Annotated in this window: 9 protein-coding genes; 2 read left to right on the top strand and 7 right to left on the bottom strand. The window is 72.2% G+C overall.

From position 1 onward, the window contains the following. Positions 1-10: 10 nt before the first annotated feature. Positions 11-976, bottom strand: coding sequence for a hypothetical protein (locus BJ993_RS13685; RefSeq protein ID WP_179649254.1), 966 nt, complete (start codon positions 974-976; stop codon positions 11-13). Between the two features lie 5 nt (positions 977-981). Next, entirely contained in the window at positions 982-2199 is a 1218-nt protein-coding gene (locus BJ993_RS13680; protein ID WP_179649253.1) for a class I SAM-dependent methyltransferase, read from the bottom strand. A gap of 216 nt (positions 2200-2415) precedes the next feature. Here BJ993_RS13680 and BJ993_RS13675 point away from each other — a divergent pair, with 216 nt between their 5' ends. Continuing rightward, positions 2416-4563 (top strand): SGNH/GDSL hydrolase family protein, encoded by a 2148-nt coding sequence (locus BJ993_RS13675; RefSeq protein WP_179649251.1) that lies wholly within the window; start codon positions 2416-2418, stop codon positions 4561-4563. 21 nt (positions 4564-4584) lie between these two features. Here the strand turns inward: BJ993_RS13675 and BJ993_RS13670 are convergent, their stop codons facing one another. Beyond that, a complete protein-coding gene (locus BJ993_RS13670) occupies positions 4585-5862 on the bottom strand; it encodes a hydroxyacid-oxoacid transhydrogenase (RefSeq protein ID WP_036550664.1) in 1278 nt (425 codons plus the stop codon). 91 nt (positions 5863-5953) lie between these two features. Between BJ993_RS13670 and BJ993_RS13665 the strand changes: the two genes are divergently transcribed. Then, a complete protein-coding gene (locus tag BJ993_RS13665) occupies positions 5954-6991 on the top strand; it encodes a FlgD immunoglobulin-like domain containing protein (protein WP_179649249.1) in 1038 nt (345 codons plus the stop codon). A gap of 25 nt (positions 6992-7016) precedes the next feature. Here BJ993_RS13665 and BJ993_RS13660 read toward each other — a convergent pair whose 3' ends face one another. From BJ993_RS13660 to BJ993_RS13645, 4 genes are all read right to left on the bottom strand, one after another. Next, complete coding sequence (locus tag BJ993_RS13660; protein WP_036550336.1) at positions 7017-7901, bottom strand: NUDIX hydrolase; 885 nt, start codon at positions 7899-7901, stop codon at positions 7017-7019. Between the two features lie 49 nt (positions 7902-7950). Beyond that, the gene (locus tag BJ993_RS13655; RefSeq protein WP_179649247.1) at positions 7951-9195 is read right to left on the bottom strand and encodes a geranylgeranyl reductase family protein; all 1245 of its coding nucleotides are present in this window, start codon (positions 9193-9195) and stop codon (positions 7951-7953) included. A gap of 26 nt (positions 9196-9221) precedes the next feature. Then, positions 9222-9743, bottom strand: coding sequence for a DUF4232 domain-containing protein (locus BJ993_RS13650; RefSeq protein WP_179649245.1), 522 nt, complete (start codon positions 9741-9743; stop codon positions 9222-9224). Between the two features lie 106 nt (positions 9744-9849). Then, complete coding sequence (locus tag BJ993_RS13645) at positions 9850-13731, bottom strand: DNA-directed RNA polymerase subunit beta' (RefSeq protein ID WP_036550332.1); 3882 nt, start codon at positions 13729-13731, stop codon at positions 9850-9852. Between the last annotated feature and the right edge of the window lie 69 nt (positions 13732-13800).

Below are 13800 nucleotides of genomic sequence, written 5' to 3'. Positions count from 1 at the left end.
CTCGGACCCGTCAGCGGGGTCGGAGCGAGCGCACCAGCACCGCGATGATCGCCGCGCCGGCCAGGCCGCCGAGCGCCCACGGCCACCACTCCGTGTGGTTGGCGACCTCGTCGTGGCCCGTCGCGGCGTCCGGTGACAGCGACGGCGACGGCGACGCGGAGGTGCCGGCCAGCTGCGCGCGGACGTCGGCCGGCAGCTCCACCCGCAGCACCTCGGCGTCCTGGCCCTCCGAGCTGAGCAGGATCTCGCCGTCGGCGGTCACCGCGACGCCCTCGCCCTGCTGCTGCGCGGGCAGGTCGAGCAGGGCGACCCGGTCGAGGTCGGGCCAGGTGTAGACGGCCGCCTGCGTGTAATTGCGGATGATCACGTGCCTCCCGTCAGGGAGGAAGGCGCCGTCGGTCGCGATCCCGAGGACCTCGTCGACCGGGGTGAGCTGGTTGACCGCATCGGGGTCGAGCTCCTCCGGCGCCGCGTAGACCCGCCCGAACACGCCCTTGGTGACGACATAGAGCCGCCCCGTCGTCGGGTCGCTCAGCAGCGTCTCGGCGTCCTGCGGCGCCCCACCGTAGGAGAGCTCGTACGACGCCCCGCGGACCTCGCGCTCGCCGCGGCCGAAGGGCACCTCGGTCACCGTGATGGTGTCGCGGGCATGCTCGTTGTCGCCCGTGTCGCCGACCCACACCTGCCCGTCACCGGCCGGCGCGAGGGACTCGATGTCGTCGGCCTCACCCTGCCAGCGGGTCACCCCGACGGTGTCGCCCGTCGCCGGGTCGACGGTGAAGATCCGGTTGCTGTCGCCGGAGTCGTTGACGGTGACGACGAGCCCGTCCTGCGCGACCAGGCCGCTGGACTCGACGATCTCGGGGTCGGTGAAGTGGAAGGCCACCTCGGACGCGATCGGCTCCTCGACCGGTCCGGGGGCGAGGAAGCCGATCCCGAAGGGCACGGGCAGCAACGCGAGCAGGACCTTCTCCACCCGCCTCACGTCCCCAGGAGCTCGCCGAGGCGAGGGTGGATGCCCCACGTGGCCACCAGGTCGTCGTACTCGGTCAGGGGCTGCACGCCGCCGGTGCGCACCGCGCGCAGCAGGGTGTTGCGCGGGGTGTGCGCGCTGTCGACGAACTCCATCACGTCGACCCGGTAGCCGCGGCTGCGCAGCAGCTGCGCCCGCAGCGCGTCGGTGAGGGTGTCCGCGAAGCGCTCGCGGAGGATGCCGTCGCGCACCAGCGCCGTGTACGGCGTCGGGGTGTCCGCCTTGCGCAGCTGGGCCGCGATGTCGTGGTGGCAGCAGGGCGCGGCCAGCACGAGCGAGGCCTCCCAGTCGACGGCGCGGGCGAGGGCGTCGTCGGTGGCGGTGTCGCACGCGTGCAGGGCGAGGACGACGTCCGGCGCCTCCGCCAGGACGGCCTCGCCGATCGTGCCCGCCACGAAGGAGGCGTCGATGCCGAGGCCGGCCGCGACGGCGGCGTTGTGGTCGCGCGACTGCTCCTTCACGTCGACGCCGGTCAGGTGCACCGGCAGGCCGCGGCGCTCGGTGAGGAAGCGGTGCGCGGCGAAGGTGAGGTAGCCGTTGCCGCAGCCCAGGTCGACGACCCGCAGCGGGTCCTCGGCGGTCGGCTTGCGCAGGTGGCCGCGCGCCCGGGCGTCGGCGACCGAGCGGTCGAGGATGCGCAGGAAGTCCTCGACCTGCCGGTACTTCGCCATCCGGCTGGGCTTGATCCGGCCCTGCGCGTCGGCCAGCCCGAGGGCGGCGAACAGCGGGTCGTCCTCGGCGAGCATCCGCTCCTTGGCGCGGTCGTGGCCCCGGTCGGGCGCCACCGCCGCGCCGGCCGCCGGCAGCGTGCGGGCCGAGGTGTGCAGTGCGGCGTCGCCCTTCTTGGTGACCCGCAGCGACAGCAGGTGGGCCGTGGTCTCGACCGTCCAGTTGCCGAACGGCTCGGCGAGGAGGTCCTCGACCACGGCAGCGGCCGCGTCGCCGGCGAGGTGGTTGGAGGTGTGCGCCTGGGTGGCGTCGTACCGGACGACCTGCAGGTGCCGGCCCGCCTTGAGGTCGACCCAGCGCAGCTCGACGCGACGCCAGTCGGGGGTCGCCGAGCGGCGCCGGCCGGACGCGACGGCCCGGACCAGCCGGTCGTCGGCCAGCAGGTCCTCGCGCACCCGGGCCAGTCCCTGCTCCAGCGTCTCCGTACGGCTCGCCATCAGGGCCTCACTTCACGAGCGCGGCGACGACCACGATCAGCAGCAGGACCACCAGCGCAGCCGGGATGACGAGTCGACGGTGGCGCGGGTTCACACCCCCAGCCTACGGAGCCGCGAGCACGCGTGAAATTTCGGCCGAACCGGTGAACGGCAGCGCGACCCGTCGCTACCCTCGCCAGGGTCCACCCCTGGGGAGGGGGACGAGGAGCTCGCAGCGTGCGGAACGCCCTGCGCATCGCGCTGGTCGTGGCCCTGGCCTGCCTGCCGCTCGGGCCGGTCCTCGCGTCGCCGGCCGCCGCGGCGACCCCCACGGTGGAGTCGGTCACGGTCTTCCCGCAGGTCGGCGGCGAGCTCACCCTCCTCGGCTCGTCGGCCGGCGACGGGCCTGCCTCGCCGGCGGACGTCGCCGTCGAGCGTTGGGTCTCCGGCCCCGGCTGGACCGCGGTCGACGCGACCGCGCGCCTCCTCGACGACGGCCGGCTCGCCGTCACGGTCCCCCTCGACCACGGCCCGATGGCCCTCGCGGGCGCCGGCTGGGTGCGTCTCGTCGTCCCCGCGTCGACCGGTACGACGAGCGTGCCGTCGGAGGCGCTCGGCATCTACGTCTTCGCGGACGCCGCGCCGCCGTTCACGACCGCTCCCCTGCCGACCGTGACCGGCGAGCTGACCGTCGGCTCGGTGCTCGAGGCCACGACGGGCACCTGGTCGCCCACGCCGGCGACGACCGGTCTCGAGTGGAACCGCGACGGCGTACGCACCTCCGTGACCGGGTCGTCGTACCCGCTGACGGGCGCCGACCTGGGCCACGTGATCACCGTGTCCGCGACCGCCTTTCCCAGCGGCGGCTCGTCGTCGAGCTTCGTCGTGCGCGACAGCCGGCCGACCGGCGTCGTGCGGGAGGGCAGCTTCGTCGCCCCGCAGCCTGCGGTCATCGGACTGCCCCGGCTGGGCGAGGAGGTCCGGGTCGACCTGGACGGCTGGCGCCCGGCGCCCACCACGCTCACCTACCAGTGGTCCCGCGACGGGGTGCCGGTCGAGGGCGCGACCGGGGCGTCGTACACGCTGACGGCGGAGGACGCCGGCACCACCCTCACGGTCGCCGTGCACGCGGAGGCCGACGGGGTCGCGCCCGTCGACCGGACGACGGCGCCCTACGCCGTCCCCGACGACCTCCACCCCCGCGGGCCGCGGCTGGCCGAGCTGATGAGGCCGAGCAGCACCACCCCGCTGACGACCAGCCAGGTACGGGTCGCGGTCACCACGACCCGGCCCGGGTGGAGGGACCTGCGGCGCCGGTGGTGGTACGACGGGACGGCGTTCACCCACGCCGGCCGGCCGGTGCCCTTCCTCACCCTCGCGAGCGCGAAGTCCGGGTCGAACATCGCCAGCGCCTCCAAAGGCGGCGAGTACGCCGGCACGAACGCGAGCGTCAAGAACGTCGACGTCACCTTCACCATCACCGCCCGGCGGTTCGCCATCGCCTTCCGCGGCACCCGCACCCACGACGCGATGGTCTGGCTGAACGGGCGCCCGGTCGCGGCGCGCCCGCTGCGCGTGCAGAGCTCCGGCGACCGCACCTACGTCCTCAACTGGGTCGTGGTGGTCCTCCCAGCACGGGCGACCACCCGGGTCCGCTTCGCCGGCCCGCTGTCGTTCACCGGCGTCGACACGCCCGCCGGCGACAAGGCGGTCATCAAGGCGACGCCGGCGCCCTTCACCGTCGGCGTCGTGTCCGACTCGATGTTCGACAAGTGCACCCAGGCGCTGTGCATGAGCCGTGCGGCCGTCCCCACCCTGGGCCGGCTCACCGGCTGGCGGGTGTGGAACCTCGCCGAGGGCGGCACCGGCTACCTGTCGAAGTCGTCGGCGCCGTCGTACGGCAGCTTCGTGCCGAGCGTCTTCGGCTCCGACCGACGCCTCGCCGCGGTCAGGCGGGCACCGCTCGACCTCCTCATCGTCAACGGCTCGTTCAACGACGCGCCCGTCGCCTCCTACAGCGCTGAGGCACACCGGGCCGCGGTGGACGCCTACCTCGACGACCTGGCCCGGCTGCGGCCCGACCTGCCCGTCGTCCTCGTGGGCATCGAGCCGCTCGGGCGCTACCAGGCGAGCTACTGGGACACGCGGTCGCGGGCGATGAACGCCACCCTGGCCGCGACCCTGGGCCGCCACCCGAACGTGATCGGGTTCATCGACCCGTACACCGACCGCTGGCTGACCGGGACCGGCTCGATCGTCGACCCCCACGGCGACGGCAACCAGGACGTGTACGTCGGCACCGACGGCGTGCACCCGAGCGTCGCCGGCGTCGCCTACTACGTCGTCCGGGTGGTCACCGGGCTGCGCGAGGTGCGCCTGCCCTGACCGGTCGTGACCGGCGCGGGATCACCAGTGCTCGAGGGAGGCCCCGATGATCCCCGCGAGGTCCTCGCCCGTGACGTCCTTCGGCGCGGTGGCCAGCAGGCGCTGCTGCTTGAGCGCGCCGTCGACGAGGTCGTCGACGTCGGCCTCGCCGTAGCCGACCGCGCCGAGGCCGTTGGGGATGTGGATGTCCTGCATCAGCCGGGCGAGCACGTCGGGCAGCACGTCGGGGCCGTTGCCCTGCGCCGCCGGGTCCAGCAGCCGCGCGGCGCGCAGGTGGCGCTCCGGCGAGGCGTCGAAGGTGAACCGGAAGGCCTCCGGCGCGGTCAGCGACACGGCCATCCCGTGCGGCACCATCGGCTCGTCCTGCGGGTAGTCCGCGGGCGTGAAGTCCCGCACCCGCCCGGCGATCGGGTAGGCGTTGGCGTGCGGGATGTGGACGCCGGCGTTGCCGAAGCCGAGGCCGGCGAAGGTCGCCGCGAGCGCCATCTCGTCGGCCGCGGCCACGCCGGCCGGGTCGTCGGGGTCGCGGTGCACGGCGGCCCGGAAGGCGGTGGAGAGCAGGCCCAGCGCCTTCTCCGACCACAGGTCGGCGATCGGGTTCGAGCCGCAGTAGGGCACGCGCTGCTCCGGCGTCTTCGCGTCGAAGTCGGCGTACCAGCGCGCGGTGTAGCTCTCCAGCGCGTGGCACAGGATGTCCATCCCCGCGGCCGCCGTGACGCCCGCCGGCTGGGTGGCCGACAGGGCCGGGTCGACGACGGCCAGTCGCGGCCGCAGCGCCGCGTGGCTGATGCCGGTCTTCACCTTCAGCGACAGCACGTCCATCACGCAGATCGTCGTCGACTCGCTGCCCGTCCCGGTCGTCGTCGGTACGGCGACCAGCGGGAGCACCGGGTTCTGTGGCGCCCGCGCCTTGCCGACGGGAGCGTTGACGTAGTCCATCAGCTCGCCGGGGTTGGTCACCAGCAGGGCGACCGCCTTCGCCGTGTCGATCGACGACCCACCGCCCACGGCGACGACGGCGTCGAAGGGCCCCTCGGAGCGGGCGAACGCGACCGCCTCCTCCAGCGAGACGTCGGTCGGCTCGACCCGCGAGCGGTCGAAGACCACGACCTCGATGCCGCGGCCGCGCAGGCCGCCCGCGACGTCGTCCGCGTGCCCGGCAGCGGCGACCCCGGGATCGGTCACCAGCAGGACCCGGCGCGCGCCCCAGCCGCTGACGTCGTACCCGATCTCGCGGGAGGCACCGCGGCCGAACTTGAGCGCCGGTGCGGCGTAGGTGAAGACGGTCTCGAGGCTCATCCGGTCACCGTAGGCCATCCCGGCGAGGGTTCCGTCGGGCGCCCGCCCTACTGTCCGGGGCGTTGCACCCGTCCGACCGGAGGTTCCTTCCATGTCCGTCCTCGTCCGGAGGCTCGTCCTCCTGCTCGCCACCCTGGCCTGCGTGTCGGCCGTCATGGCCGTCGTGTCCGCGCCGGCGCGCGCCGGGACCAACCCCGTCCTCATCGCGCCTGTCGACGGCAGCCAGGTCGAGCTCGGCTTCACCGGCCCGATCCAGCTCGACATGGGCGACTCCGGCGACTGGTTCGACGTACGCGTCGCCGGTCCGAGCGGCGTGATCGCCGAGACCACGCTCTACGGCTACGACAGCGTCGAGGAGTTCAGCGTCCCCGCTCTCGTCGAGGGCGGCGACTACCGCGTCCAGGTGTCGTCGTCCACCACCGCCGGCTGGACCACGATCGGCACCTTCAGCGCGCCGTGGGCCCCGCTGAGCCTGGGCGACCCGGTCGTCTCACCGGCGACCTTCTACCCGATCGTCCGCGACGGCTACCGCGACCGCGTCGGGTTCAGCATCACGCTCAACCAGCGCGCCGAGGTCACCACCATCGTGCGCAACTCAGCCGGGCGCACCGTACGGATCTTCTCCCAGGAGCTGCACCGCGGTCGCCGCACCGTCTATTGGAACGGGCTGACCAATGCGGGCGCGAAGGTGCCGGCGGGCCGCTACAGGATCACCCTCGAGGCACAGAACGGCGCCGGCGAGTCCCGGTCGGTCAGCCGCGTGGTCACGGCGACGACGGCCGTGGTGACCCGGACGGCCACCAAGCGCCGCAACGCCACCCAGGCATCCCCCGCGACCCGCGGCAGCTGCTACATCACCTGGCAAGACGGCTCGGCCGAGCTCGACTGCTGGGGCGGACGCTATGCCCGGCTGTCCTTCGGCTTCGCGATCCCGGCTAGCGCCTGGGAGATCAGCTGGTCCGTCAGCGGCGAGCGCTCCGCCCTCGACCGCTGCTGCGACGGCTCCATCCGCAAGAGCGGATCGCGTCCGAGCCAGACCCGTTACGTGGTGGCCACGACCGTCACCGGCTGGCGGGCCTACTGGGTGCACTCCGCGACGCTGCGCTACAAGTACCGCGCGCGGATCTGAGCCCACCGGCTGCGGGGTCGCCGGCTCACACCTGCACGGTATCGCCGGCGACCTCGATGGCCGCGCGCACCGAGCCGTAGACCTTGAGCCGGCCGGCCGCGATGTCGGCGAGCGGCACCCAGGCCACCGCGTCCGTCGTACCACCCTCCTCCACGACGCGCGGCTCCCCCGGGCCGACCTCGGCGCGGTAGATGATCCCGATCGCGTGGAAGTCCTCGGCCCGGCCGTTGGGCGCGGTGCCGGTGAAGTGGTGGTCGAGCACCGTGAGCAGGGCGGTGGCCGAGCCCTCCAGGCCGGCCTCCTCCCACAGCTCGCGCCGGATCGTGTCGGTCGGCGACTCACCGTGGTCGATGCCGCCACCGGGCAGGTGCCACGTGCCGGGGTCGGGTGCGAGGTCGGAGGTGCGGGTCAGCAGGATCGCGCCGTCGCGGACCACATAGGCGTAGGCGGCCGTGCGCTGCCGCTGCCGGACCGTGTACGACGCCAGGGCGTCACCCACGAGGCTGACCGTCGGCACGGAGCCGTCCAGCACCCCGGCGACCGGCTTCCACGCCGCCTCGGCGGTGCTCCCGTCGACCTCGGTGACGTGCGGCTCGGGCGCATCGGCCGGGACCCAGCCCTCGTAGACGATCCGCACCGAGTGGGCGTCGACGCGCCGGCCGCGCCGCCAGGAGTCCTCGACGTGCAGCGAGTGGACCTGGGCCGTCCGGTCGATGGTGACGTCGAGCCCGGTCTCCTCGTAGACCTCGCGCACCACGGCGTCCGCCGGGTCCTCGCCGTGGTCGACACCGCCACCCGGCAGCGACCACAGCTCCTTCTTCGTCACCCGCTCGGAGAGCCGGGAGAGCAGGATCTGGTCGCCCCGGACGATGACGGCGTACGCCGCCAGTCGTTGCACCCGCTGCGCCATCGCCGCCTCCTGTCCGTCGCCCTCCACCCTAGTGGCGCGACGGTTCGGGTCAGGCAAAGGGCGGTCGGGCGTCGCGCGCCAGCGAGCGCCGGCCGGCCCACCGCCAGACCCGGGCGGAGCGGTCGCGGTCCTCGTCGGTGACCAGGTTGCCCATCCAGCGAAGGGCGAGGGTCATCAGCAGGTCCGAGCGCATGCCGACCGGCCCCAGGGCCGGCAGCAGGCGCGGCACGGTGACCAGGCCGGCGAGGCGGCGGGCGATGGAGAAGGACTCGCCGTAGTGGGCGCGGAGGATCTCCGGCCACACGGTCGCGAGGTCCACGTCGGGGGTCTCGGCGAGCAGCTCGGCGACCAGGCGGCCGGTCTCGAGGCCGTAGTCGATGCCCTCGCCGTTGAGCGGGTTGACACAGGCAGCGGCATCGCCGATCAGGGCCCAGTTGCGGCCGGCGACGTGCGAGACCGCGCCGCCCATGGGCAGCAGCGCCGACGTCGGCATCCGCAGCTCGTCGCCGAGGCCGAACTCCTCACGCAGCCGGTCGGCGTAGAGCTTCATCAGCGGCTTGATCGCCACGTCGGCCGGACGCTTCGCGGTCGCGAGGGTGCCCGCGCCGAGGTTGACCTCGCCCGCCCCGGCGCCGAGCGGGAAGATCCAGCCGTAGCCGGACAGGATCTCGTCCTGCTCGCCCCGCAGCTCCAGGTGGGAGCTGATCCAGGGGTCGTCGGCACGGGTCGACTTCACGTAGCAGCGCCCGGCCACGCCGTACACGGTGTCGCGGTGCCACTCGCGCCCGAGCACCTTGCCCAGCGGCGAGCGGACGCCGTCGGCGACGACGAGCCGCTTGCAGGCGACCTCCCGGCCGTCCTTGAACACCACGGCCGCGACCCGGTCGCCGTCCATCCGTACGTCGACCGCCCGGGCGCCCTCGAGCCCGGCCGCGCCCGCGTCGAGGGCGGTGGTGCGCAGGTGGTCGTCGAGCTCGGTCCGGGCGACGGCACTGCCCCAGTCCGGCAGATTGCCGCCGGGCCAGGGCAGGTGCAGCGTCTGGCCGAAGCCGTGGGCCCGCAGGCCCTGGTTGACCGTGTGCGAGCGCACCCAGTCGCGCAGGCCGAGCCGCTCGAGCTCGCCGATGGCGCGCGGCGTGAGGCCGTCACCGCAGGTCTTGTCGCGGGGGAAGGTCGCCGCATCGGCGAGGACGACGTCCAGGCCGGCCCGGGCGGCCCACGCCGCTGCCGCGGAGCCGGCCGGCCCCGCGCCGACCACCAGGACGTCGGTGCTCAGGGAGGGCGCGTCGCTCATGCGCCCATTCTCGCAGTTGCCCCGACTCACCCGACCTTGCGGTACGCCGTGTGGGAGATCAGGTGCACGGCCGGGTTCAGGCAGCCGCGGGTGCGATGGGCGATGAACTGCGACCGGGTGGCGTTCGGGACGTAGACCCGGAAGCCGTCCACGGCGCGCGGGCGGCAGGTCGCGGCGTCGTACAGATCGGCGACGACCTCGTCGACCCGGCTCACGGCACGCTGCCCGGGGGCCAGGACGAACGACGTGGCGGTGCCCTCGCGGGTCGCGGGTGCGCCGATCTGCGTGCCGTCGCCACCGCCGACGTACGACAGCCCGCCGAAGCCGCCGGTGCGGCAGGAGTGGGTCGACACGTTGGTCAGCACGATCTTCCCGTAGCGGTGTCCGGCCCCGTTGTCGGTCGCCCGGTAGCGCGCGTGGAGGTCGGCGTTGCGACATCCGGGCACGCCCACCGCTGCGGCGGCGGTCGCGGGGCCCGGGGAGGGCACGAGGAAGGATCCCGCCACGAGGAGTGCGGTGGCGGCCAGCAGGCGGAGGAGGGTCTTCATGCCAGGTGTGACGCCGCCTGCGGCCCTCCGGTTCTCGCCTCCGGTGCGCGGAAATGCGGAACGCCCGCCCTCCCCGAGGGAGGACGGGCGTTCCGTTGCGACGGACTCAGTTCTGGTAGGAACCGAAGTCGAAGTCGTCGAGGGCCACGGCCTGGCCGGCCGCGTTGCCGAACTCGTAGTCGTACGACTCGTAGCCCGTGACGGCGTACGCCGCGGCGCGCGCCTCCTCGGTCGGCTCGACGCGGATGTTGCGGTAGCGCTCCAGGCCGGTGCCGGCCGGGATCAGCTTGCCGATGATCACGTTCTCCTTCAGGCCACGCAGGCTGTCGGAGCGGCCGTTGATCGCGGCGTCGGTGAGCACCCGGGTGGTCTCTTGGAAGGAGGCCGCCGAGAGCCACGACTCGGTCGCGAGCGAGGCCTTGGTGATGCCCATCAGCTCCGGACGACCCGAGGCCGGCTTGCCGCCCTCGGAGACCACGCGACGGTTCTCCTCCTCGAAGAGGACGCGGTCGACCAGGTCGGACGGCAGCAGGTTGGTCTCACCCGACTCGAGCACCGTGATCCGGCGCAGCATCTGCCGCACGATGATCTCGATGTGCTTGTCGTGGATCGACACACCCTGGCTGCGGTAGACCTCCTGGACCTCATCGACGAGGTGCTGCTGCGTCCGGCGGACACCGAGGATGCGGAGCACCTCCTTCGGGTCCGGCGTGCCCTTGGTCAGCATCTGGCCGACCTCGATGTGGTCGCCGTCGCCGACCAGCAGCGCCGAGCGGCGGCTGACGACGTACTCGATGACCTCGCCACCGTCGTCGGGCGTGACCAGGACCTTGCGGGCCTTGTCGGTCTCCTCGATCTCCACGCGGCCGGCGGCCTCGGAGATCGGCGAGACACCCTTCGGGGTGCGGGCCTCGAACAGCTCGACGACGCGGGGCAGACCCTGCGTGATGTCGTCGGCCGACGCCACACCACCGGTGTGGAAGGTACGCATGGTCAGCTGCGTGCCGGGCTCACCGATCGACTGGGCGGCGATGATGCCGACCGCCTCACCGATGTCGACGAGCTTGCCGGTCGCCAGCGAGCGGCCGTAGCACTTCGCGCAGGTACCGGTGCGGGCGTCGCAGGTGAGGACCGAGCGGACGGTGACCGTCTCGATGCCGGCCTCGATGAGCTCGGCGATCTTGACGTCGCCCAGGTCCTCGCCGGCGCCGGCGAGGATCTCGCCGGTGTCGGGGTGCGCGATGTCCTTGGCAGCGGTCCGGGCGTACGCCGCGGTCTCGGCGTTGTCGTCCTTGACGACGACGCCGTCCTCGCCACGGACACCGATCACCTTGGGCAGGCCACGCTCGGTGCCGCAGTCGTCCTCACGGATGATGACGTCCTGCGAGACGTCCACCAGACGACGGGTCAGGTAACCCGAGTCGGCGGTCCGCAGCGCGGTGTCGGCCAGACCCTTGCGGGCACCGTGCGTCGAGATGAAGTACTCGAGCACGGAGAGACCCTCGCGGAAGTTGGCCTTGATCGGCCGCGGGATGATCTCGCCCTTCGGGTTCGCCACCAGGCCTCGCATGGCGCCGACCTGGTTGATCTGGTTGAAGTTACCCGAGGCACCCGAGTGCACCTGCACGTAGATCGGGTTGGTCGGGTTGGCCTCGAACGTCGACCGCAGCGCCTTGCCGACCTCCTGGCTCGCCTTGGTCCAGATCTCGATGAGCTCCTGGCGGCGCTCCTCGTCGGTCACCAGACCGCGCTCGAACTGCTTCTGGATCTTGGCGGCCTGGGCCTCGTACTCGCCGAGCAGCTCCGCCTTGTTCTCCGGCGTGATGACGTCGTCGATCGAGACGGTGACACCCGAGCGGGTGGCCCAGTGGAAGCCGTTGTCCTTGAGGGCGTCCAGGGACGCCGCCACGACCACCTTGGGGTAGCGCTCGGCGAGGTCGTTGACGATCGCGCCGAGGCGCTTCTTGCCGACCTCCTCGTTGACGTACGGGTAGTCGGCCGGGAGCGCGTCGTTGAAGATCGTGCGGCCCAGCGTGGTCTCGAGCAGGACGGCCTCGCCCTGCTCGTGGCCCTCGATGGCGTAGTCGGTCAGCATGATGCGGACGCGGTCCTGCAGCGTGATCTCGTTGCGGTCGTAGGCCATGATCGCCTCGGCCGGCGACGAGAAGGAGCGCAGGTGCGCCTCGCCGTCCACCTCGACCGTCGCCTCGCCACGCTCGGTGGTGAGGAAGAACAGGCCGATGATCATGTCCTGGGTCGGCATGGTCACCGGACGGCCGTCCGACGGCTTGAGGATGTTGTTGGTCGACAGCATCAGGATCCGGGCCTCGGCCTGCGCCTCCGCGGAGAGCGGCAGGTGCACGGCCATCTGGTCACCGTCGAAGTCCGCGTTGAAGGCGGTGCAGACGAGCGGGTGGAGCTGGATGGCCTTGCCCTCGATCAGCTGCGGCTCGAAGGCCTGGATGCCGAGGCGGTGCAGGGTGGGCGCACGGTTGAGCAGCACGGGGTGCTCGGTGATGACCTCTTCGAGGACGTCCCACACGACCGGGCGGCCACGCTCGACCATCCGCTTGGCCGACTTGATGTTCTGCGCGTGCGACAGGTCGACGAGCCGCTTCATGACGAACGGCTTGAAGAGCTCCAGCGCCATCTGCTTGGGCAGACCGCACTGGTGCAGCTTCAGCTGCGGACCCGACACGATGACCGAACGGCCCGAGTAGTCCACGCGCTTGCCGAGCAGGTTCTGGCGGAAGCGACCCTGCTTGCCCTTGAGCATGTCGGAGAGCGACTTGAGCGGGCGGTTGCCCGGGCCGGTCACCGGACGGCCGCGGCGGCCGTTGTCGAACAGCGAGTCGACGGCCTCCTGGAGCATCCGCTTCTCGTTGTTGACGATGATCTCCGGCGCGCCGAGGTCGAGCAGCCGCTTGAGGCGGTTGTTCCGGTTGATGACGCGGCGGTACAGGTCGTTGAGGTCGGAGGTCGCGAAGCGGCCACCGTCGAGCTGCACCATCGGGCGCAGGTCCGGCGGGATGACCGGGACGGCGTCCAGGACCATGCCGACGGGCTTGTTGCCGGTCTTGCGGAAGGCCTCGACGACCTTGAGCCGCTTGAGCGCGCGGACCTTGCGCTGGCCCTTGCCGGTGGCGATGGTCTCGCGCAGGCTCTCGACCTCGGCGTCGAGGTCGAAGTCCTGCAGGCGCTTCTGGATCGCCGTGGCGCCCATGTGGCCCTCGAAGTACTTGCCGAACCAGTTCTTCATCTCGCGGTAGAGGACCTCGTCACCCATGAGGTCCTGCACCTTGAGGGTCTTGAACGTGTCCCAGACCTCGTCGAGGCGGTCCAGCTCGCGCTGGGCGCGGTCACGCAGCTGCTTGAGCTCGCGCTCGGCACCGTCGCGCACCTTGCGGCGCTGGTCGGCCTTGGCACCCTCGGCCTCGAGGGCCGCGAGGTCCTCCTCGAGCTTCTTGGTCCGGTCCTCGAGGCCCGCGTCGCGGCGCTTCTCGATGGACTGGCGCTGCAGGCCGATCTTGCCCTCGAGGTCGGAGAGGTCGCGGTGGCGCGCGTCCTCGTCGACGGAGGTGATCATGTAGGCCGCGAAGTAGATGACCTTCTCGAGGTCCTTCGGGGCCAGGTCGAGCAGGTAGCCGAGGCGGCTCGGGACACCCTTGAAGTACCAGATGTGGGTGACCGGGGCGGCGAGCTCGATGTGGCCCATCCGCTCACGGCGGACCTTGGACCGGGTCACCTCGACGCCGCAGCGCTCGCAGATGATGCCCTTGAAGCGGACTCGCTTGTACTTGCCGCAGTAGCACTCCCAGTCCCGGGTGGGACCGAAGATCTTCTCGCAGAAGAGGCCGTCACGCTCGGGCTTGAGCGTGCGGTAGTTGATGGTCTCCGGCTTCTTCACCTCGCCGTGGCTCCACGTACGGATGTCGTCCGCGGTGGCCAGGCCGATCTGAAGCTGGTCGAAGAAGTTCACGTCGAGCACGATGGCTGCTGTCCTTCGTTAGTTCTTGGAAAGTGAAGTAGGTGGGGTGGAGGCGTGGCGCGCCCGGAG

It is taken from the genome of Nocardioides aromaticivorans (assembly GCF_013408525.1).
GTDB lineage: Bacteria > Actinomycetota > Actinomycetes > Propionibacteriales > Nocardioidaceae > Nocardioides > Nocardioides aromaticivorans.
This window is presented reverse-complemented; position numbering and strand designations above follow the sequence as displayed.

Coding starts and splice junctions, on each gene's coding strand:
- BJ993_RS13680 (WP_179649253.1), bottom strand. CDS start 2,199: ATGGCGAGCCGTACGGAGACGCTGGAGCAGGGACTGGCCCGGGTGCGC.
- BJ993_RS13670 (WP_036550664.1), bottom strand. CDS start 5,862: ATGAGCCTCGAGACCGTCTTCACCTACGCCGCACCGGCGCTCAAGTTC.
- BJ993_RS13665 (WP_179649249.1), top strand. CDS start 5,954: ATGTCCGTCCTCGTCCGGAGGCTCGTCCTCCTGCTCGCCACCCTGGCC.
- BJ993_RS13660 (WP_036550336.1), bottom strand. CDS start 7,901: ATGGCGCAGCGGGTGCAACGACTGGCGGCGTACGCCGTCATCGTCCGG.
- BJ993_RS13655 (WP_179649247.1), bottom strand. CDS start 9,195: ATGAGCGACGCGCCCTCCCTGAGCACCGACGTCCTGGTGGTCGGCGCG.
- BJ993_RS13650 (WP_179649245.1), bottom strand. CDS start 9,743: ATGAAGACCCTCCTCCGCCTGCTGGCCGCCACCGCACTCCTCGTGGCG.